This window comes from Alloalcanivorax marinus (assembly GCF_016906305.1).
Lineage (GTDB): Bacteria > Pseudomonadota > Gammaproteobacteria > Pseudomonadales > Alcanivoracaceae > Alloalcanivorax > Alloalcanivorax marinus.
Genome location: NZ_JADDOL010000001.1, coordinates 92,327 through 112,951, shown reverse-complemented (window position 1 = coordinate 112,951; position 20,625 = coordinate 92,327). Strand labels below are relative to the sequence as shown.

20 protein-coding genes are annotated in these 20,625 nt (G+C 66.9%); 14 read left to right on the top strand and 6 right to left on the bottom strand.

The genetic code is table 11. The features are described from left to right. A complete protein-coding gene (locus IM760_RS00575) occupies positions 1–2,475 on the top strand; it encodes a TonB-dependent receptor plug domain-containing protein (protein WP_204426608.1) in 2,475 nt (824 codons plus the stop codon). Further along, entirely contained in the window at positions 2,472–3,590 is a 1,119-nt protein-coding gene (locus IM760_RS00570) for a cytochrome c peroxidase (RefSeq protein ID WP_204426607.1), read from the top strand. Before IM760_RS00575 ends, IM760_RS00570 begins: the two co-directional genes overlap by 4 nt. Before the next feature lie 7 nt (positions 3,591–3,597). Here the strand turns inward: IM760_RS00570 and IM760_RS00565 are convergent, their stop codons facing one another. Genes IM760_RS00565 through IM760_RS00555 form a run of 3 tightly spaced genes read right to left on the bottom strand, consistent with a single transcriptional unit; the run spans position 3,598 to position 6,617 of the window. Then, positions 3,598–5,025 (bottom strand): GTPase/DUF3482 domain-containing protein, encoded by a 1,428-nt coding sequence (locus IM760_RS00565; RefSeq protein WP_204426606.1) that lies wholly within the window; start codon positions 5,023–5,025, stop codon positions 3,598–3,600. Beyond that, complete coding sequence (locus IM760_RS00560) at positions 5,022–6,359, bottom strand: DUF2868 domain-containing protein (protein WP_204426605.1); 1,338 nt, start codon at positions 6,357–6,359, stop codon at positions 5,022–5,024. Before IM760_RS00560 ends, IM760_RS00565 begins: the two co-directional genes overlap by 4 nt. Next, positions 6,360–6,617 (bottom strand): hypothetical protein, encoded by a 258-nt coding sequence (locus tag IM760_RS00555; protein WP_204426604.1) that lies wholly within the window; start codon positions 6,615–6,617, stop codon positions 6,360–6,362. 143 nt (positions 6,618–6,760) lie between these two features. Here IM760_RS00555 and IM760_RS00550 point away from each other — a divergent pair, with 143 nt between their 5' ends. The 7 genes from IM760_RS00550 to IM760_RS00520 all read left to right on the top strand — a co-directional run bounded on the left by IM760_RS00550 (position 6,761) and on the right by IM760_RS00520 (position 13,440). Then, a complete protein-coding gene (locus IM760_RS00550) occupies positions 6,761–7,525 on the top strand; it encodes an ATP-binding protein (protein ID WP_204426603.1) in 765 nt (254 codons plus the stop codon). A gap of 209 nt (positions 7,526–7,734) precedes the next feature. Beyond that, positions 7,735–10,533, top strand: coding sequence for a monovalent cation/H+ antiporter subunit A (locus IM760_RS00545; protein ID WP_204426602.1), 2,799 nt, complete (start codon positions 7,735–7,737; stop codon positions 10,531–10,533). Continuing rightward, positions 10,533–10,868 (top strand): Na+/H+ antiporter subunit C, encoded by a 336-nt coding sequence (locus tag IM760_RS00540; RefSeq protein WP_204426601.1) that lies wholly within the window; start codon positions 10,533–10,535, stop codon positions 10,866–10,868. The genes IM760_RS00545 and IM760_RS00540 overlap by 1 nt, the downstream gene beginning before the upstream one ends. Continuing rightward, positions 10,868–12,349 (top strand): monovalent cation/H+ antiporter subunit D, encoded by a 1,482-nt coding sequence (locus IM760_RS00535; RefSeq protein ID WP_204426600.1) that lies wholly within the window; start codon positions 10,868–10,870, stop codon positions 12,347–12,349. Before IM760_RS00540 ends, IM760_RS00535 begins: the two co-directional genes overlap by 1 nt. Further along, a complete protein-coding gene (locus IM760_RS00530; RefSeq protein ID WP_204426599.1) occupies positions 12,346–12,831 on the top strand; it encodes a Na+/H+ antiporter subunit E in 486 nt (161 codons plus the stop codon). The genes IM760_RS00535 and IM760_RS00530 overlap by 4 nt, the downstream gene beginning before the upstream one ends. Beyond that, on the top strand, positions 12,825–13,094 hold the full coding sequence (locus tag IM760_RS00525) for a K+/H+ antiporter subunit F (RefSeq protein WP_204426598.1): 270 nt from the start codon (positions 12,825–12,827) through the stop codon (positions 13,092–13,094). Before IM760_RS00530 ends, IM760_RS00525 begins: the two co-directional genes overlap by 7 nt. Before the next feature lie 13 nt (positions 13,095–13,107). Next, complete coding sequence (locus IM760_RS00520) at positions 13,108–13,440, top strand: Na+/H+ antiporter subunit G (RefSeq protein WP_204426597.1); 333 nt, start codon at positions 13,108–13,110, stop codon at positions 13,438–13,440. Positions 13,441–13,960: 520 nt separating this feature from the next. On the opposite strand, the gene yihA is transcribed toward IM760_RS00520, so the two are convergent. Beyond that, a complete protein-coding gene (gene yihA, locus IM760_RS00515; RefSeq protein WP_204426596.1) occupies positions 13,961–14,596 on the bottom strand; it encodes a ribosome biogenesis GTP-binding protein YihA/YsxC in 636 nt (211 codons plus the stop codon). Positions 14,597–14,775: 179 nt separating this feature from the next. On the opposite strand from yihA, the gene IM760_RS00510 reads away from it, so the two are divergent. The 4 genes from IM760_RS00510 to IM760_RS00495 all read left to right on the top strand — a co-directional run bounded on the left by IM760_RS00510 (position 14,776) and on the right by IM760_RS00495 (position 17,493). After that, on the top strand, positions 14,776–15,072 hold the full coding sequence (locus IM760_RS00510) for a c-type cytochrome (protein ID WP_204426595.1): 297 nt from the start codon (positions 14,776–14,778) through the stop codon (positions 15,070–15,072). A 24-nt stretch (positions 15,073–15,096) separates the two neighbouring features. Then, a complete protein-coding gene (locus IM760_RS00505) occupies positions 15,097–15,750 on the top strand; it encodes a c-type cytochrome (RefSeq protein ID WP_204426594.1) in 654 nt (217 codons plus the stop codon). A 181-nt stretch (positions 15,751–15,931) separates the two neighbouring features. After that, positions 15,932–16,579 carry a thiol:disulfide interchange protein DsbA/DsbL gene (locus IM760_RS00500; RefSeq protein WP_204426593.1) on the top strand — a complete coding sequence of 216 codons (648 nt, stop codon included), beginning with the start codon at positions 15,932–15,934 and terminating at the stop codon, positions 16,577–16,579. Positions 16,580–16,593: 14 nt separating this feature from the next. Next, complete coding sequence (locus IM760_RS00495) at positions 16,594–17,493, top strand: endonuclease/exonuclease/phosphatase family protein (RefSeq protein WP_204426592.1); 900 nt, start codon at positions 16,594–16,596, stop codon at positions 17,491–17,493. Between the two features lie 6 nt (positions 17,494–17,499). Here IM760_RS00495 and IM760_RS00490 read toward each other — a convergent pair whose 3' ends face one another. Further along, positions 17,500–18,687: a helix-turn-helix transcriptional regulator gene (locus IM760_RS00490; RefSeq protein ID WP_204426591.1), complete on the bottom strand. Its 1,188-nt coding sequence runs from the start codon at positions 18,685–18,687 to the stop codon at positions 17,500–17,502. A gap of 171 nt (positions 18,688–18,858) precedes the next feature. On the opposite strand from IM760_RS00490, the gene IM760_RS00485 reads away from it, so the two are divergent. Then, a complete protein-coding gene (locus IM760_RS00485; protein ID WP_239549527.1) occupies positions 18,859–19,206 on the top strand; it encodes a gamma-glutamylcyclotransferase family protein in 348 nt (115 codons plus the stop codon). Here the strand turns inward: IM760_RS00485 and IM760_RS00480 are convergent. Beyond that, positions 19,203–20,555: a deoxyguanosinetriphosphate triphosphohydrolase gene (locus IM760_RS00480; protein WP_204426590.1), complete on the bottom strand. Its 1,353-nt coding sequence runs from the start codon at positions 20,553–20,555 to the stop codon at positions 19,203–19,205. The genes IM760_RS00485 and IM760_RS00480 overlap by 4 nt on opposite strands. Positions 20,556–20,625: the final 70 nt, after the last annotated feature.

Sequence of the window (20,625 nt, the reverse complement as noted above, 5' to 3'; positions counted from 1 at the left end):
ATGACTGACTACCCTCTTCGGCCGGCGGCACTGACCGTCGGCCTCTTTTTTTGTGTGCTCGCGGCCCACGCCGAGGACGACGTGGAAACCCTCAACCCGGTCTATGTGCACGGCGACGGCGCGGCCCAGCCGGTGACCACCGAACCGGAAGGCAGCTATCGCCTGGACCGGCACATGCTGGACGATTACGGCAGCGCCAACGGCAGCGTCACCGAAGCCCTGGAGGTGCTGCCCAATATCCAGTTCAGCGAGGATCGCTATGAACCGGAGAGTCTGTACGATCTGAAGCCGGCGTCGATTTCCATTTCCGGAGGGCGCGCCTACGAAAACAACTTCCAGCTGGACGGCGTGGACATCAACAGCCGGCTCGACCCGCTGGCGGACAATCCCAATTCGATCACCGATGTGCCCGGCCATGAGCAGTCGTTGTTCATCGATGAGGACATGCTCGAATCGGTGACGGTCTACGACAGCAACGTGCCGGCGCGCTTCGGCAATTTCACCGGCGGCGTGGTGGACATGAAAACCCGTCGCGCCGGCCAGGGGCCGCGCCGGATCAATCTGTCCTACAGCACCACCCGGTCCGATTGGGTGGATTATCGCGTGTTCCACCATGTGCCGGAGGACGCCGAGAACCCCTCGGCGCCGCCGGAGCCGGATTCCTTCAAGCGCGAACGCATGGGCGTCAGTGTGGACCAGCCACTGGCCGGCGGGCGCGGCGTCTACCTGGGCGCCACCCGGTCCTATTCGCGCAATCCGGATGTGTCCCTGGGCGAGATCAAGGATCAGGAACAGGAAAACCTGGGCCTCAATGGCCGCTTCTATACGCCGGTGTGGGATCAGGGCTGGCTGGATCTGGGGCTGGCGGTGGCGCCCTATGAGGGCGAGTACTTTATCAAGGACGCCAAGGACAGCGACTTCAGCGTGCGCGGCGGTGGTCTGACCGGCAACGGCAAGCTGTCCTGGCTCACCGACCGGCACGACATCACCGCCCGTCTGGCGGTGTCGTTGAGCGAAAACAGCCGCCGTTCCCCGCAGCATTTTTTCAACTGGCAAAACAGCCCGAGCCGCCATTGGGGCATCGAGAACGACCTGGCGTTCAGCCGCCAGGGCGGCTTCGGCGACCTGGACCGTCAACAGCGGCGCTACACCTTCGGGCTGGACGCCCAGCGTCAGCCGGTCCAATGGCTGGGCCGCCGCTGGAACCTGGAGTACGGGCTGGATTTGAGTTACGTGCGGGTGCTTGAAGACCGGCCGTCCACTTCGTACATCTATCAGAACGGCATCGTGAACACCGACATCGAATGCCGCGGTATCAGCCTGGATTGCGTGGAAGGTGAGCAGTTCTTTTCCACTCGCAATGTGTACCAGGCCCATGACCTGGACGTGGGCCTGGCCCAGGCCGCCGCCTACACCGAGGCCTCCACCTATTGGGGCCGGGTCAAGACCGTGTTCGGGGCGCGCTACGATTACGATGATTTCCTCGGCAACCTGAACCTGTCACCCCGTTTCCGCGGCGCCTTCGATGTGTTCGGTGACGGGCGCACGCACCTGACCTTTGGCGCCAACCGTTATCACAGCGCGCCCTTGCTGTCCTACAAGCTGCGCGAGGCGCGCGTTCCCCATTACACCGAGTACCGGGGTTCGGTGGCCAATGTGGTGGGGGATTGGGAAAGCGATTCCGGCGGCGCCCGCACCCGTTACGTGTTCTCGGACCTGAACACCCCCTACAGCGACGAACTGACCGTGGGCGTGAAGCAGAGCTTCCTGGGCGGCATTCTGGATGTGCGCTACATCCACCGGGACGGGCACGACGAACTCTCCCAGGAACGCACTGACGTTCAGCAGGACGGCTTCGAACAATACCGCCTTACCAATGACGGCAGCAGCCGCTACCAGGGTGTCTCGCTGGCCTGGTACCGGACCTTCGGCCGCTATCATCTGGGGCTCAGCACCACGTGGTCGGAAGCGGAAACCTCCAACTCGGACTACGACGTGAGCGCCGACAATCCGCTGGCCGATGAATACATCTACTATCAGGGCAAGCGCATGCGCCAGGGGGAACTGGAGCAGGTGCGCTATGACTACAACCGCCCGCTGGTCGCCAACATCAGCCTGGCGGCGGACCTGCACCGGAATCTGCGCGCCAGTCTGGTCACCACCTGGCGGGACGAGCAACGCTACATCGCCAACTCCGGCCGCTCCGAGAAGGGCGAAACCATCACCCTGCCGAACGGGCAGACGGTGACCGAGTCCCTGCCGGTGTACGAGGACCGGGACCGGCCCGCCACCTGGATCAGTAACCTGAAACTGACCTGGCAGGTGACCCGCAAGCCGGGCCTGGTGCTGGACGCGCAGATCAATAACGTCTTCAACGCGCGTACCTACACCGCCGACGACGGCAACCCGGATACTTACGACTCCGGCATCGAAATTGGCCGCAATTACTGGCTCGGCATGAAGGTGCGGCTGTGACATTGCGCTGGATGGCGTTGGCTTTTTTGCTCGGTGTGGCGTGGCCGGCGCCGGCGTTGGCCGCCGACGCCTGCCCCGATGGCAACGCGGACCGCCTGGAACGTTACCGCGCCGGGCCGGCGTGCTGGCCGGCGTTCCAGGTGGACGACAACGTCGACGCGCGGCCGCTGGGGCCGTTGCCGCCGACACCCGAAGTGGATCAAGCGCTGCGCGATCTGGGCGAAACCCTGTTCTTCGACCCGCGTCTGTCCGGTTCCGGGCAGATCGCCTGCGCGTCCTGCCACGATCCGGAATGGGGCTGGGCCGACGGCCGCGAAGTGCCCTACGGGCACGACCGCCAGCGCGGCCGGCGGAATACGCCCAGCGTCGCCAACGCGGCCTTTCTGCAAGCCCAGTTCTGGGACGGCCGCGCCGCCACCCTGCAAGACCAGGTGCTGATGCCCATCGCCAACCCCGAAGAGATGCACGGCAGCCCGGACGAAGCGGTGGCGGCGGTCAACGCCATACCCGGCTATGCCGGTTTGATCCGCGACGCCTTTGGCACCGCCACGCTCGATCCACAACGCCTGGCCGAGGCCCTCAGCGCCTACCTCACCACCCTTGTCACCGGCACCACCCGCTTCGACCGGTTTTACGGCGGCGACGCCGACGCGCTTAGCGAGGCGGAGATTCGCGGCCTGGATCTGTTCCGCACCCGCGCCGGTTGCATGAACTGCCACCACGGCCCGTTGTTCACCGACGGCGGGTTCCACAATCTGGGGCTGCACTACTATGGGCGAAGCAATGAGGATCTGGGGCGTTATGCAGTGACCGGTCGAGCCGAGGATGTGGGTGCCTTCAAAACGCCGGGCCTGCGCAATGTCACCGAGACGGGCCCTTGGATGCACAACGGCAAGTTCGGAAAGCTGCGCGGCGTGCTGGCTATCTACAACGCCGGCGGCGCCCATCCGCGCCGGAAGGGCGCTCAACTGGACGACCCTCTGTTCCCGGTGACCAGTCCGTTGCTCAAGCCGCTGGACCTCAGCCAGGACGAGCTGGCCGACCTGGAGGCGTTCCTCCACAGCCTGGAAAATCGCAGGGCGCCCTTCTTCCGTGTGCCGGAACTGCCGCAATGACCCCGTGTCAGTCGGAGGGGGTTTCCCGCCAGACGAGGAAGGCGGCGCCGGCGTTTTCCACGGCCTGTTCCAGAGCCTGGCGGCGTTTGCCGTCGCTTTGATGGCGGGGCGGGTTTTGCAGGGCTTTTTGCAGGCGCTGGCGGTCGGGGCGGGGCAGTTGTTCGAGCCAGTGGCGGTCGCCGTGGTCCAGGGTCAGGGGGTCGCGGCCGGCATGGTTGCGATGGCTGACCTGAAACCAGTGCTCCAGGGCGCGGCCCAGCACCACGTAACCGAACTGCGGGTCGCGGACCGGGCCGAATTCCGCCTGGCGTCCGCCGCCGGCCAGCGGCGCCAGCAGCTTGAGCGCGCCCAGTTTGTCGGCGTATTTGCCGCCGTAGTAGAGGCTGCCGGCGGCGCCCAGCACGCCGCCGATCAGGGCGCCGGTACCCAGGGAGTGGCCGGCGGCCAGGGCGTCGATGCCGGCGCCGCCCAGGGCGCCGGCGCCGAAGCCGGCGGTGGCCAGGTAGGTGCGGCTCACACCCCAGGCGCGGCGCGCCTGATCGCTGAACAGGTCGTGGCCGCCGTCCCAGTCCAGCTGCTGTTCGCGGCGGTGCAGATGGCGGTGGCGGTAGAGGGCTTCCACATCCCGGCGCAGGGTTTGCTCGCGGCGTCGCTGACGGTCCCGCCAGCGGCGGGCCAGGTCGTGCTCCAGGGCGTCGCGGTTGTCGTGTTCGTTGAAGCGGGCGCTTTCCGCGTGGGTCAGCATGTCCGCCAGGGCTTCGGCGATCAGGCCGAGGGCGCGGTGCTGGCGGTGGCGGCGCTGGTCGCGCAGGTGGGTCACCGCTTCTTCCAGCGGCGCTTCCCAGTCCGGCGCCAGCTGGCCGAAGCCGCGCAGCAGGCTCAGGTGCGTGTCGAACGGCGCGCGCACCGCGTCGAAGTCGCGCACGATCTGGAAGTACTGCCCCAGGGCGGCCCGCCAGTCGGCCAGGTGGTCGCCCTCGCCGATGCGGTTGATCAGCGCCAGGCTGGGCCGGCCGGTCCAGCGCAGAATCTCCATCTCCGCTTCCTGTTCCGGGCTGTAGGGCACGGCGCCGTCCACCACGTAGAGAATGCCGGCGCCGTCCAGAATCGGCGTGAGCAGCTCGCATTCGTCGTGGAAGCGCGGGTCACCCCGGTGCTGGGTGACGAAGGCGCGCACCGTGTCGGCCCGGTCCGAGGCGCTGGCGCTGTGCGCCTGCAGCCAGGCCAGCACCTTACGCGGGCGCTGAAAGCCGGGGGTGTCGATCAGTTCGTAGAGGACGTGGCCGTCCACGCTCAGCGGATAGTGGTGGCTGTCGCGGGTGGTGCCCGGTTCCAGGGCGATGGCGATGCCGTCGTTCTGGGCCAGGGTGGCGACGATGCTCGACTTGCCCTTGTTGGGGTGGCCGACCACGGCGAAGCGGGGCGGGGCGGTCATGGCGCGGCGGCCTCCTGGTCGGCGGGCAGCGGTGGGCACAGTTGCAGCGCCGGGTCCTGGCGGCGGGCCACGAAGCGCTGCCAGGGCGCCAGGCCGCGGTCGTCGGTGGCCAGCGGTTGCAGCAGAATCGGCGTGGCCGCGCCCCAGTGGGCGCGGGCGTCGTCGAGGAAGTCGGCCAGATCGCCGGTGGGCGGTTCCCAGGCACGCACCAGAATCACCACCGGCCGGCCGCCGTCGGCCCGGTTCAGGGTGTCGCGGTCCTGCTCCAGGCTGGCGGCGCCGCCGGCGTCCAGCACTCTGGCCTCGCCGAGCCGGGGGCGCAGCCGGTCCCGGTCGTCGGCGCCGGCCCAGCGGATCAGGGTGCCGGTGTCCGCCGGCGGTTCCGGGGCCGGGCCCGGACTCGGCGTGGCCAGGGGCGCGCCGGCGGGCGTTTCGTCGCCGCTGTCCACCCAGGGGGTGGCGAACCGTTCACGCAGGGCGGCCACGCCCGGGTGGTCGCGGAGCAGGCGCCGCGCCCGGTGGCGCAGGTGGGCCTGGGCCAGCATCAGCAGGACCAGCCGGGGCAGCACCACATAGCAGAGCCAGGTCATCACCAGGAACGGCCACCAGCCGCCGAGCAGGGCCGGGTCCGCCGGCTGGCCGTTCTGCAGGCGGAAATAGCGGGATTGGGCCACCAGGTCCAGGTCCGGCACGGCGGCGGGCAGCCAGCCCCGCCACGGCCAGGCCAGGGCATTCACCAGCCCGTGATAGGCGGGCGCCGAGGTTTGCAGGGTGGTGCTCCAGCCGAACGCCAGGTCGCGCACCAGAATTTGCGCCAGCAGGGTCAGCAGGGCGGTGATGGCGAAGGCCAGGCCGCCGGCCTGGGCGGCGCGCCCGGCCAGCTGCGGCTGCAGGGGGCGCAGCGCCGGCGCCGGTTGGTCCGGGTCGGAGCGATCCAGCAGGGCGCCCCAGGGGCGCCAGCCGGCCAGGGACTGACCGGCGGTGAGCACGGCCAGCAGCAGTTGCACCAGCACCAGGGCCAGAAACAGGGTGACATTGATGCGCGCCGGTCCGGTGACGTAAAGCAGGCCGAGCATGGTCAGCACGCCGAGCACCCCGCCGGCCAGCACCAGGCCGCCGTTGAGGCGGCGCCAGTGACGCAGGGGCGCGGTGTGGTGGCGGCCGTCGCCCACCGCGTGCAGCCATTCCGCCAGCGACGGCGGCGTGGCGCCGGCCTGCTCACGCACCAGCGCCAGGCGCCGGTCACGGCGGTGCAGAAAAGCCGGGGTCTGGTCGCGGTCGCGGCGGTATTGGGCGTCGAAGTCCAGCAGCAGACGCAGCGGTGACGAGGACAATTAGCGCGGCTCCTTGCCCTCGGGCAGGGTGTAGTGGACGCCCTCCTGGCCACAGGCGTGGCAGGCATTGCCGAACTTGCCGACCTTCTCGCCGGCGCGGTCGTAGCCGATCACCGGGCGGTATTCCATGGTGCACATCTGCGGGCGCGTCTCCGGGCAGACCCGGGCGTCTTCCGGTACCGGAGCGGCGGGCTGTTGGGCGCAGCCGCTGGCCAGGGCGGTCAGAGCCAGCAGCAGGGGGGGCAGAAAACGGCGCATCGAACTCTCCTTATTGCGATCAGGCATCCATGGTACCGCGTGGGCGGGCATTTGGGGCCACCGTTTCGGGGTGCGTGCCAAGACAAGCCCATTGACCTTATCATTGGGCCCCCCGAGACCCACGACAGAGAGGATTCCGGATCATGAACGAGGTGGATTGGCGAAGCGAAGTGGCGGCCATCTGGCGGCCGCGCCAGCAGCGGCTGCGTCCGGTGCGCAACCTGGATCCGGTGCGCCTGGACGATCTGCTTGGCATCGACACCCAGAAAGCCAAGCTGATCCAGAACACGGAACGCTTTCTGGCCGGCAAGCCCGCCAACCACGCCTTGCTGTGGGGCAGCCGTGGCACCGGCAAATCGTCCCTGGTGAAGGCGCTGCTCAATGCCTACGCGCCCAAGGGGCTGCGCGTGATCGAGGTGGAAAAGCACGACCTGATCGACCTGCCGGAAATCGTCGACGACATCCGCGAGCGTGCCCAGCGCTTCGTGATCTACTGCGATGACCTGGCCTTCGAGGATGGCGACAACCAGTACAAACATCTGAAAAGCGTGCTGGAAGGCTCCCTGGAGCTGCCGCCGGCCAACGTCAAACTGTACGCCACCAGCAATCGCCGCCATCTGGTCAGCGAATACCTGTCGGACAACGACCAGAGCCGGGTGGTGGGCACCGAGATCCATCATGGCGACGTGGTCGAGGAGAAAATCTCCCTGGCGGACCGCTTCGGGCTGTCGCTGAGCTTCTATCCGATCAACGAGGAGCGCTACTTCGAGATGGTGGACCACCTGTTCGGCCCGGTGGCTGACCGCCACGACCTGCACATTCGCGCGCGCCGCTTCTCCATGGAGCGCGGCGTCCGGTCCGGCCGCACCGCGCGCCAGTTTTACAACCAGTTCATCGGCGAGTTCTGACACGGCGCGGGACTCGTGGCATACTGCCGGTTCATTTCGTCAGAGTCCCATCCATGGAGCGCCGTTCGCCCCACAATCGGATGATGATCACGCCCGCGCACTGTCCCCGCCGCGGGCGCCGCCCCTATTTCCCCGATCCGCCCCGTTGTCGCCGAGCCTCGACCTGTTAAGCTCAAAGCGGCTTTGCCGCGACGGATAACGGAAATTCTATGACTCTCGCTGTTCTGGTATTGCTGCCCTTTGTCGGCGCGGCACTGCCCCTCCTGGCCGAGCGCCTGCACGCGTCGCGCACGGTGCTGGCGCTGAGCGCCGCTCTGATGCCGGCCCTGGCCCTGGTGTTGCTGATCGCCCCGGCCGGCCAGGTGTTCGACGGCCAGACGGTCCACGCCTCCCTGCCCTGGGTGCCGAGCCTGGGGCTGGCCCTGTCGTTCCGGCTGGACGGCCTGGCGCTGCTGTTCGCGCTGCTGGTGCTGGGCATCGGGCTGCTGGTGATTCTGTACGCCCGCTACTACTTGTCCGCCAAGGAGAAAGCGGGCCGCTTCTTCGCCTTTTTGCTTCTGTTCATGGGCGCCATGCTGGGCGTGGTGACCAGCGACAATCTGCTGCTGCTGGTGCTGTTCTGGGAGCTCACCAGCCTCAGTTCCTTTTTGCTGATCGGCTTCTGGTCGCACCAGAGCGCCGCCCGCAAGGGCGCGCGCATGGCGCTGGCCGTCACCGGCATGGGCGGGCTGGCGCTGCTTGCCGGGGTGCTGCTGATCGGCCAGATCGTGGGCAGCTATTCCCTTGGCGACGCCCTGGCCAGCGGCGATCTGATCCGCGCCAGCGCGCTGTATCCGCTGATTCTGGGGCTGGTGCTGCTGGGCGTCTTCACCAAGAGCGCCCAGTTCCCGTTCCACTTCTGGTTGCCCCATGCCATGGCGGCGCCCACGCCCGTAAGTGCTTACTTACATTCCGCCACCATGGTCAAGGCCGGGGTCTTCCTGCTGGCGCGCTTCTATCCGATGCTGGCCGGCACCAATCTGTGGTTCGACGTGGTCACCCTGGCGGGCATGGCCACCCTGCTGTGGGGCGCGGCGGTGGCCCTGTTCCAGCACGACCTGAAGGGGCTGTTGGCCTACTCCACCATCAGCCATCTGGGCCTGATCACCTTGCTGTTCGGCCTCAACAGCGAGCTGGCGGCGGTGGCGGCGGTGTTCCACATCATCAACCACGCCACCTTCAAGGCGTCCCTGTTCATGGCCGCCGGCATCATCGATCACGAGACCGGCACCCGCGACATGCGCCGCATCAACGGGCTGTGGAAGTACATGCCCTACACCGCGGTGCTGGCCATGGTGGCGTCGGCGGCCATGGCCGGGGTGCCGCTGCTCAACGGCTTCCTGTCCAAGGAGATGTTCTTCGCCGAGACCCTGGAGTCCAGTCGGCTGGGCGCCATGAGCTGGGTGCTGCCGCTGGGCGCCACCTTGGGGGGCGTGTTCTCGGTGGCCTATTCGGCGCGTTTCATCCACGACGTGTTCTTCAACGGCGAGCCGGTCAATCTGCCTAAGTTTCCGCCCCATGAGCCGCCGCGTTACATGAAGGTGCCGGTGGAAATTCTGGTGGCCCTTTGCGTGGCGGTGGGCGTGCTGCCCTCGATCACCGTGTCCGGGCTGCTGGCGGTGGCGGCGGCGGCCACCCTGGGCGGCGAGCTGCCGGACTATCACCTGTCGATCTGGCACGGCTTTAATCTGCCGTTGATCATGAGCGTGGTGGCGCTGGTCGGCGGCGTGCTGGTTTACAGCGCGCGGAACTGGCTGTTCCGGCAGTACGCGCGCCTGCCGGAGATCAACGCCAGCCTGATTTTCGAGCGCCGTATCCAGGGCCTGGCCGGGGGCGCCGCGGCGCTCAGCAACTTCCTGCGCAACGGGTCCCTGCAGAGCTACGCGGCCTGGCTGCTGACGCTGGTGGCCTTGGTGTTGCTGGTCTATCTGTCGCCGGCGGTGCTGGACGGTCAGCGCGCCCTGCTGCCGCTGGACGGCGTGTCGCTGCTGGCCGGCGTGATGCTGGTGGTGGCGGCGCTGATCACCGCCATTCTGCACCGCCATCGCATGACCGCGATCATGTCCATGAGCGTGGTCGGCCTGGTGGTGTCGCTGGCGTTCGTGCGGCTGTCGGCGCCGGATCTGGCGCTGACCCAGCTGTCGGTGGAAATCGTCACCCTGTTGCTGCTGATGTTGGCCATGTACTTTCTGCCGGTGCGCACGCGCATGGAGTCCGGCTGGCCACGGATTCTCCGTGACCTGCTGCTGTCGGTGATCATCGGCGGGGGCGTGGGGGTGATGGCCTTCGCCATGATGACCAGCGACTTCCAGTCGATCAGCGGTTACTTCCTGGACAACGCCAAACCCGGCGGCGGGGGCACCAATGTGGTCAATGTGATCCTGGTCGACTTCCGTGGCTTCGACACCTTTGGTGAGATCACCGTGCTGGGCATCGCCGCCATGGGCATCTACGCCCTGCTGCGCGACCTGGATCTGCTCTCCGCGCCCAGCGATTCCCTGGGGCGGCCCTGGGCCCGGGAAGTCCACCCCATGGTGCTGGTGACCATTTCGCGGCCGTTGTTGCCGCTGGCGCTGCTGATCTCGGTGTACATCTTCCTGCGCGGGCACAATCTGCCCGGCGGCGGCTTCATCGCCGGGTTGATCACCTCGGTGGCGCTGTTGCTGCAGTACGTGGCGTCCGGGGTGGCCTGGGTGCACCGGCGCATGCCCGGTGATTACCACCCGGTGGTGGCGGTGGGGCTGCTGCTGGCCGGCGTGACCGGCCTGGCCTCCTGGTTCTTCGGCCATCCGTTCCTGACCAGCACCTTCGACTATCTGCACTGGCCGCTGGTGGGCAAATTCGAGGTCGCCAGCGCGCTGCTGTTCGACACCGGCGTGTTCCTCACCGTGGTCGGCGCCACCCTGCTGATGCTGGCCAATCTGGGCAAGCTGTCCCTGCTGGACGACAAAGCGAAGGAGGGTGCCTGATGGAAGCCATGGTCGCCGTCATGATCGCGGTGCTGGTGGGCACCGGCGTTTATCTGGTGCTGCGCGCGCGCACCTTCCCGGTGATTCTGGGCATCACCCTGCTCAGTTACGGGGTCAATCTGTTCGTGTTTATTTCCGGCCGGCTGGCCCTGGACCAGCCCCCCATCGTCGGCGCGGGGCCGTCCACCGACCCACTGCCCCAGGCGCTGGTGCTGACCGCCATCGTCATCGGCTTCGCCATGACCGCTTTCCTGGTGGTGCTGGCCCTGCGCGGGCAGGGCGAAACCGGCACCGACCATGTGGACGGCAAGCGGGATGACGGAGGGGAGGCCTGATGGAACATCTGATTATCGCGCCGATTCTGATTCCCGCCTTCGCCGGCATGTTGCTGCTGCTGGAAGTGCGCGAGCGCCAGCCGCTGCGCCGCTTCACCGGCATGCTCTCGGTGCTGGCGCTGCTGCCGGTGGCCTGGGCGCTGTTCCAGCAGGCCGCCGGCGGCGAGATCCAGGTCTACCGGCTGGGCGACTGGGCGGCGCCGTTCGGCATCGTGCTGGTGCTCGATAAACTCAGCGCCCTGATGGTGCTGCTGTGCACGGTGCTGGCGGTGCCGGCGCTGCTCTATGCCTGCCGGGCCGACGACAAGCGCGGCGCCAATTTCCATGCCCTGTTCCAGCTGCAGCTGATGGGCATCAACGGTGCCTTCCTGACCGGCGATCTGTTCAACCTGTTCGTGTTCTTCGAGGTGCTGCTGATCGCCTCCTACGGGTTGGCGTTGCACGGCCGGGGCCCGGCGCGGGTGCGCGCCGGCATTCATTACGTGGTGCTCAACCTGATCGGCTCCGCCCTGTTTCTGGTGGCCCTGGGGCTGGTGTACGGCACCACCGGCACCCTCAACATGGCGGACTTCGCGGTCAAGGTGAATCAGCTGGACGGCGGCGCCCTGGAGCTGGCGCGCGTGGCCGGCCTGTTGATGTGGGTGGTGTTCGGGCTCAAGGCGGCGCTGTTCCCCCTCTATTTCTGGCTGCCGGCCACCTACGCCAACGCCACCGCCGGGGTGGCGGCGCTGTTCGCCATCATGACCAAGGTGGGCGTCTACGCGGTGGCCCGGGTCTATGGTCTCGCCTTCGAACAGGGCGCCCTGGCCGGCCTGGGCCGCGATGCCCTGTGGATCATGGCGCTGCTGACCCTGCTGCTGGCGTCCATCGGCGTGCTCGGCGCCCGGCGCCTGGGCGAGATGGTGGCCTACATGGTGGTGATGTCGGTGGGCACGCTGATGGCCGGGCTGGCCTGGAGCTCGCCGGAGTCGTTCGGCGCCATGCTGTACTACCTGATCCACACCACCCTGGTCAGCGGCGGCCTGTTCCTGCTCGCCGATCTGGTGGCCCGCGGCCGTGGCAAGCTTGGCGATCAGCTGGTGGCCGGGCCGGCGCCCACCGGCCGCGCCGGCCTGGGGCTGCTGTTCTTTGTCGGCGCGGTGGCGGTGATCGGGCTGCCCCCGTTGTCCGGGTTCATGGGCAAGGTGGCCTTGCTGCAAACCGTGCCGGCGCCGCTTTACTGGTTGTTCCTGCTGGGCGGCGGGCTGCTCGCCCTGGTGGGGTTGAGCCGGGCCGGCTCCACCCTGTTCTGGCGGGCCACCGGCGACGGCGCCAGGCGGCGTCTGGACCGGCCCCGGCTGCTGGCCACGGTGCTGTTGCTGGCCGCCGCGCCGGCGCTGGCGATCTGGGCGGAACCGGTGCTGGAAGCCACCGTGGCGGTGGCGGCGCAATGGGCCCAGCCGCAGCTTTATATCGACGCGGTGCTGGGAGGTGGGGCATGAGAAAACTGTTGCCGTTTCCGTTGCTGAGCCTGTTTTTGTGGCTTACCTGGCTGCTGTTGAACGGTTTTTCCTGGGGCCACGGGCTGCTGGGGCTGATGCTGGCGGTGGTGCTGCCGCTGGGCACCCGGCCGTTCTGGCCGAACGTGCCGCACCTGCGTAATTTTCCCAAGCTGGTGCGGTTTGTGCTGGTGGTGCACTGGGACATCCTCACCGCCAATCTGGCGGTGGCGCGGCTGATCCTGGGCTCACCGCGCAAGCTGAGGCCCGCGTTCGTGGAACTGCCGCTGGAGCTGGAGGACGACTTCGCCATCACCTTGCTGGCCAGCACCATTTCCCTGACGCCGGGCACGGTCAGCGCCGACGTCAGCGAGGACCGCCGCACGCTGCTCATTCATGCTCTGGACATGGACGACGAAGCGGAGCTGGTGGCGCAGATCAAGCAGCGCTACGAGCGGCCACTGAAGGAGATTTTCGAATGCTAGAGATCGCTCTGCCCATCGGCTTCGGCCTGATCGTGGTGGCCCTGGTGCTCAATCTGTACCGGCTGCTGCGCGGCCCCACCCTGCCGGACCGGGCCCTGGCGCTGGACACCATGTACATCAACGCCATCGCCCTGATCGTTCTGTACGGCATCGCCAACAACAGCAAGCTGTATTTCGAGGCGGGCATGCTGATCGCCCTGATCGGCTTCGTCAGCACCGTGGCGGTGGCCAAATACATGACCCGTGGCGACATCATCGAGTAGGCGGGAGGAGATTATGGACACTCTGGTTGAGTTTCTGGTCAGCGCCGCCATTCTGGTGGGCGGCGTGTTCGCCCTGGTGGGCTCGTTCGGGCTGGCGCGGTTGCCCGACTTCTATCTGCGGCTGCACGGCCCCACCAAGGCGTCGACCCTGGGCGTGGGTGGCACCATCTTCGCCTCGCTGCTGTTCTTTTCCTGGCAGGAGCAGTCCCTGCGGCTCCAGGAACTGTTGATCGTGCTGTTTCTGTTCATCACCGCGCCGGTGTCCGCGCACATGCTGGCCAAGGCGGCCATGCACCGGCAGCTGCGTCGCCGCGAGGACACCCGCGGGCGGCCCTGGAAACAGTAAGGCAACAAGGAGACCGCCGTCCGAGCCGGCGGTACGGTGAGGATGGCGCGGGCGCGCGCCGAGGCGTAAATTGCAGGGAAAGATTAAATTTGTAAAAGGTCGAACCGCCCGGAAACTTTTTTGAATGGCGGCCAGTCCTAACTAATGGCTACGGACCGGTACCCCCGATCCCCCAGTACCCTCACCGGTTCGTAGCTTCTGGACACCCCGGCCTCTCCCCCAGGAGGCCGGGGCGGCAAGCCTCCCTGGCAGCGCAGTCGTTCCCTTCCCCCCACTTGCTGCCAGGGATTTTTTTTGCCTGCTGAAAAGCAGGCGCCGGCTCCGGGCCGGGCTTTTCCCCTTTCCTTCCAACACCAATGGTGCAAAGGCTGTGCCGTTATCGGCCAATGCCGCGCAATAACGCTTGGAACAACGAAAAGCGACGTTAAATCAAAGACTTGCATTATCGCGCCTCGATGCGGAGGCGCGTTGACGGGCATCAATGTAGTGCCGAAAAACGTCGAACGTGTGACAGAACGGGTCAGGCGGACGGTTTTTCGTCCGGCGGGACCCGCAGCCAGTCGCCCAGGCGGGCCCAGGCTTCGTCGCAGCCGGTGCCGGCGGTGGCGGAGAACAACTGGGCGGTGAGCGGTGCCGGGTGGTCCTTCAGGGTTTTCCGGATCTGCAGCAAGGTGCTTTTGGCGGCCCCGAACTTGAGCTTGTCCGCCTTGGTGATCAGCAGATGCAGGGGCATGCCGGCCTGGGCGGACCAGTCCAGGATCAGCCGGTCGAAGTCCTTGAGCGGGTGGCGGATGTCCATCAGCAGCACCAGCCCCGTGAGGCAGCGGCGGCGGGCCAGGTAGTCGTCCAGGTGACGCTGCCACTGCATGCGGGTCTGCTTGTCCACCTTGGCGTAACCGTAACCGGGCAGGTCCACCAGACGGCGCTGTTCGTCCAGCTCAAAGAAGTTGAGCAGCTGGGTGCGTCCCGGGGTCTTGGAGGTGCGCGCCAGGGCGCGCTGGCCGGTGAGCCGGTTGATGGCGCTGGACTTGCCGGCGTTGGAGCGCCCGGCGAAAGCCACCTCGAACCCCTCGTCCGGCGGGCATTGCTCCACGGTCTGGGCGCTTTTCAGAAAGTGGGCCTGGTGCAGCAGGCGCTGGGTGGGATCCTGGGGCATGATGGTCTCGCTGTGGTCCGGGAGGGCGGAAAACCCGCACCCTTAATAAGGCATATGACGGGAGCGGACCTCTAGTATATAATGCGCGCCGTCGCGCGTTCGCCGCGTGGCGGACGTTCTACAGCAACTCAATGCAGAATAAAAGCCAGCATGTCGCCAGCTCCACGGGGAGATACCGCATGAAAGGTCTGATCGCAGGGCTTGCCCTGGTGTTTACCTTGAGCCTGACCTCCGGCGTCCAGGCCGACGCCGTCAAGGAACGGTACGATCAAAGTTGTACCTACTGCCACTCCAGCGGTGCCGCCGGCGCGCCCAAGACCGGTGACCAGGCCGCCTGGAAACCGCGCCTCGAAAAAGGCATGGACACCCTGGTCAAGCATGTCAAAGAGGGCTACAACGCGATGCCGCCGGGCGGCATGTGCGGGGACTGCTCCGACGAAGAATACCGCGCTCTCATCGAATACATGTCGAAGTAAGTCGCTGTTTTTGAAGGAAAGGCCATGAAGTGTTTCAAGCTGATCGTGCTGCTGACCGCCCTGGCGGTCGCTCCCTTGTCGCTGGCCCAGGGTAATCCGGAAGCCGGCAAGGAAAAATCCCAGCCCTGCGCCGCCTGCCACGGCCCCGACGGCAACTCTCCGTCCGGCATGTACCCGAGCCTGGCGGGTCAGGGTGAGAAATACCTGGTGGAGCAGCTCCACGCCTTCAAGTCCGGCGCCCGCGAAAACGCCATCATGCAGGCCCAGGCGGCCGGCCTGAGCGATCAGGACATGCAGGATCTGGCGGCTTACTTCGCCGGGCAGGAAATCACCACCGGTCAGGCCAGCCCCGACTGGGTGGAGCAGGGCGAGCGCCTCTACCGGGGCGGTGATGTGAGCAACGGCATCCCGGCCTGCTCCGGCTGTCACGGCCCGGCGGGTCAGGGCGTCGACGCCGCCGGCTTCCCGGCCCTGGCCGGTCAGCACGCCGACTATGTGGAAGCGCAGCTGAAGGCGTTCCGCGCCGCCGGCAACGAGTCCATCGGCGACATGGCCAAGCGCGACAACGATCCCCAGGCCATGATGCGCACCGTGGCCGGCAAGATGAGCGACGCTCAGATCAAGGCCGTGGCCAGCTTCGTGGCCGGCCTGTCCGAGGATCAGGCCGCGGCGGAGTAAGCGCCCATCGCCCGATCAAAGAAAGGCAGCCTCTGGCTGCCTTTTTTTTGCACGATTTTTACGAAAAGCCGGCGTGGGCAAAAGCCCGGCTATGACGTCATAATGAAAGATCGTGCCGCCGGGAGCGTTTGCCGCCCCGCGCGGTCACAGAGTGGACCAAGTGGACAACAAGGAGAATTTCATGTTGCGTAAGCTGATGACGGCAATGGCGCTGCTGGTGGGGCTGGGCCTGGCCGGTACGTCCGTGGCGGCGGAAGCCGGTGGGGATCACGCACGCTATGCGGAAGGGACCCATTACAAGGTACTCGACACCCAGGGCAACGTGGCCGCGCCCGGCAAGGTGGAAGTGCGGGAGTTCTTCTCCTACATCTGCCCCCATTGCTATGCCCTGGAACCGCTGGTGGACGACTGGCTGGAGAACAAGCCGGACAACGTGGACTACGTGCGTACCCCGGTGACCTTCCTGCGCAACGCCGAGCCGCTGGCCCGGGCCTACTACGTGGCCGAGGTGCTGGACATGGTGGGCGAGGTGCACCAGCCGATCTTCGACGCCATCCACAAGCACCGGGAACCGTTGTTCACCCCCACCGCGCTGGCGGATTTCTTCGCCAAGTTCGGGGTCGACAAGGACGAATTCAATCAGCTGTACGGCTCCTTCGGGGTGTCCACCAAGCTGCGCCAGGGTGACGCCCTGGCCCGCGATTACGAAATTCGCGGCGTGCCCTCCTTCGTGGTCAATGGCAAGTATCTGGTGCTGCGCGAAGGCCTGAAGAGCAACGCGGAAATGTTCGACGTCATCGATTATCTGGTGGCGAAAGAGAGCAAATAGGCAGCCCACGCCCGATGTTGCTGGATCGCGCCCGTATCGCCTACCAAAGCTGGAGAGCCCGCCCGGCGGGCTTTTCCTTCGCCCGTCAGGGCCACCGGCGCACCCGCCGTGTCCGTGAGGTGACGCTGCCGGACGACAGCATCAAGCTGCTCAGTTTCAATATCCAGGCGGGCATCGGCACCAGTCGTTTCCGCGACTATGTGACTGGCAGCTGGAAGCATCTGGTGGCGCACCCGCGCAGCGTCGAGACCATCGAGCAGATCGCCGACGTGGTGCGTCATTTCGATGTGGTCGGCCTGCAGGAAGTGGACGGCGGCAGCCTGCGCTCACGGAACGTGAACCAGCTGGTGCACCTGGCGTCGCTGGCGGACTTTCCGTTCTGGCATCAGCAGCTGAACCGCAATCTGGGGCGTCTGGGCCAGTTCAGCAACGGCTTTCTGAGCCGCCTCACGCCGTTCGCGGTGGAGGACCACACCCTGCCGGGCCTGCCCGGCCGGGGCGCCATCCTGATCAAGTTCGGGCACCCGGTGGAACCCCTGGTGGTGGCGGTGGTGCATCTGGCCCTGGGCGAGAAAATCCGCAATACCCAGCTGGCCTACGTGGGCGCCCTGTTGCGGCCCTACCGCTACACGGTGGTGATGGGCGACTTCAATTGCCGCCTGGAGCACCTGACCCACTCGCCCATGGCCGAGCTGGAGCTGAGCCCGCTGGAAGGGGAACTGTTCACCTTCCCCAGTTGGGCGCCGGACCGGCACATCGACCATATCCTGGTGTCCCCCGGTCTGGAGGTGCGCCACACCCGCGTGCTTACCGACTGCCGCCTGTCCGACCACCTGCCGCTGGCCACCGAGATCCGCATTCCCGACGCGGTACGGGCCGCCACCCTGGAACACCGGCTGCCGCTGATCGACTAGCGCCCGTTACGGCCCGCCATGGGGCAGGGTGATGGGCGCCGCTTCAGCCGGTCGCAGGGCCGGGGATTTGAGAATGCGGGCGGCCAGTTCGTTCTGCCGTGAGGTGCCGGTTTTGCGGAACACCGCCTTGAGCTGGGCACGCACCGTCTGTACCGAAACCCCCCGTGCCCGCGCCAGGGCGTCGAGATCGAGGCCCTCCGCCACGCCCCGGGCGACGCGGGCTTCCGCCGGGGTAAGGTCGAACAGGGCGGCCAGCTGGCTTTCGTCCACCCGGCCTTCCTGTTCCGGCAAATGAAAATAGATCAGCGCCCGGCCCCCGTCGGGCAGCAGGGCGCGAGCCACTTCCGGCGCCAGCGGGCTGACCACGCACACTAACGGGCGCTGGCCCGGGCGCGGTATCGCCAGGGCGCCGCCGGCATGGCCCCAGCCCCGGCCGGCGCCGGCGAGCACGCCGTGCAGCAATCGCCGGTAGTGATCGCGCAGCCGGGGCGGGCGCGGGGTCAGGCGACCGTTGTGGTGGAGCAGCTGGGGCTCGTTGGCCACCAGGATTCGCGCCCGCTCGCACAGATACTCCACCCGGCCCCGGGCGCCCACCACCGCGTAGGGCCGGCAACCGGTAACCGACGCCGCCGTCCGCTGCCAGCGCAGCCGTTGCCCGTGGCGGTTGAGTTCGATTGCCCGGCGCACATGGGGCACCAGGTGGTTGAACCAGGCGGTATCCGGCTGGGTGTAGGGGCCCTGGCCGCCGGTGCGTTGCACCAGCAACTGGATGGTGTGGTCCTGGTCCTGGTGGACGGTACCGCAGACTCCGTGGTGAATATCCAGTTGCCGGGCCCAGTCGTTATAGAACTCGGTACCGTAGAAGCGCTTCTGGCGGCAGGAGAAATCCAGATAGGTGGAATAAAGGCGGCCGCCCGGTTTGTCCTGTAACTCCGGGCGCCAGGGGCAGGCGTTGACGAAGTAGTCCACATAGTTTCGGTGGGCGCCGTCGTCGATGTTCACTTTGGCGCTGGAGATCACCTTCCGCGCCGCCGTGTCCATGACCAGCAGCCGCGCCGAGCGCGAGCGGCTGACACCTACCAGTTGTTCAAGAAAGGCCGGCCAGCATTGCGGGTCCGTGGGCGTGGCATAGAGCGTGTCCAACAGACCCTCGTAGGCGGCCCCCCGGTATGGAAGTACATTGGATGCTTCCATGGTTTCCCCCAGATCGTGTTGTTCCCCCAGGGGAACTATCTCACAAACCGCTGAAGGCAACGACAGCCTGATAGCAAAATGCCACCTATCGGTGCGGTCGGTTACCCGGCGGCAACCCGCCGTTAACGCATCCCGGGTGGCTGGTGCGGCATCATTGAGAGTGCTTGTCCGTTGAGAGTATTTGTCTATGGCACCCTGCTGGCCGGGGAGGCCAACCACGCATGGCTGGCCGGTGGCCGCTACCTGGGGGGCTGGACCACGGCGCCACGGTACCGGCTGGTGGATACCGGTCCCTATCCGGTGCTGGCCCTGGGCGGGCGCACCGCCGTGCGCGGCGAGGTATATGCCATTAGCCGTCTGATCCTGGCCCGGCTGGATGTGCTGGAGGGTTATCCCGCCGACTACGGCCGGGTGCTGATCCCCACCGGTTGGGGCCGAGCCTGGGTATACCGGCGCCGGCGGGCGCCCGCCGGGCGGGTGCTGTTCGGCGGCGACTGGCGGCGCCGGCCCTTCCCTTAGTAGCGGGTTTCGGCCATGCCCGAGAACTGTTTGGCCAGATAGGTGGCGTAGTTGTCGGTCATGCCGGACAGGAAATCCAGCGCCCGCATGATGCACTGATAAATCCGTTCCCGATCATCCAGGCGGTCCAGCTTGTCCGGGAAACTGTGCCGGCCGATCAGGTCGATGATGCGCTCGTGGCGGTAGTTGCGCACCGTGCCCCGGGCGTGGGACAGGGCGGCCTCCACCAGACCGTCGAGCAGCGCCCCCATCACCTCGAAGGCGCCGATCTCCAGTTCGATCTTGCGCGGGTGCTCGAACACCTTGCCCCGGGCCAGTTGCTTGGCATTTTCCACCACATCGTGCACCGCCGGCTCGCAATGGTGCAGCAGGTCGCCCTCCATGCGCCCGGCCAGCAGCGCCTCGTGGTTGGCCACGAAGGCCTCCACGCCGGCCTCGATGAACCGCTCGATGATCTTGCCGCGCAGCAGCGCCGCCTTGCGCCCGTCGCGCATCTCCGACTGCACCAGCCGCCGCACCTCGGCGCTGTCCGGCAGGGCCGGCAGCAGCAGGGCGTACACTTCGTCCCAGTGCAGCAGGTCCATTTCCAGGCCGTCTTCCAGGTCGATGATGGCGTAGCAGAAGTCGTCCGCCGCCTCCATCAGATAGGCCAGCGGATGCCGGCAATGGCGGCCCGGCGCCAGTTCACGCAGGCCGGTGGCCCGGCACACCTCGTCGAAGGCCGCAGCCTCGGACAGAAAGGCGCTGTACTTGCCCGGCTTGGCGCCGCTTTCCCCGGCCCGGGACGACAGCCACGGGTACTTGAGAAAGGTGGCCAGGGTGGCGTAGGTCAGGCGCATGCCGTCGTCGTACTGGTGGTACTCGCTCTTGGTGAGGATGCGGAACCCCTGGGCGTTGCCTTCGAAGTCGATCAGATCACTCTGCTGCTCCGGCGACAGCAATTCCAGATAGCGCTGGCCGCGTTCCTGGAACCAGGCACGGATGGCACGCTCGCCGGTGTGCCCGAAGGGAGGGTTGCCGATGTCGTGGGCCAGGCAGGCGGACTGCACGATGTCGCCCAGGTCGGTGGCGTTGACGGTGTCCGGCAGGTGGCCCAGGCGCGCCAGCCGCTCGCCGGCGCGGATGCCCAGAGTGCGCCCTACGCAGGACACTTCCAGGGAGTGGGTCAGGCGGTTGTGCACGTGATCGTTGGTGGCCAGCGGGTGCACCTGGGTTTTGCGGGCCAGACGCCGGAAGGCGCCGGAAAAAATGATCTTGTCGTGATCGCGGAGAAAGGCGGTGCGCCCGGTTTCATCCTTGGCATCGCGACCGCCCAGGCGGGCCTTGTTCAGTAATTGTTCCCAGTTCATCGGCGTCCCTGGTTCGTGACCGGTCATCGCGAGGCGGGCCGGTTGAATTCAGTACCGCCGCCCCCAACGC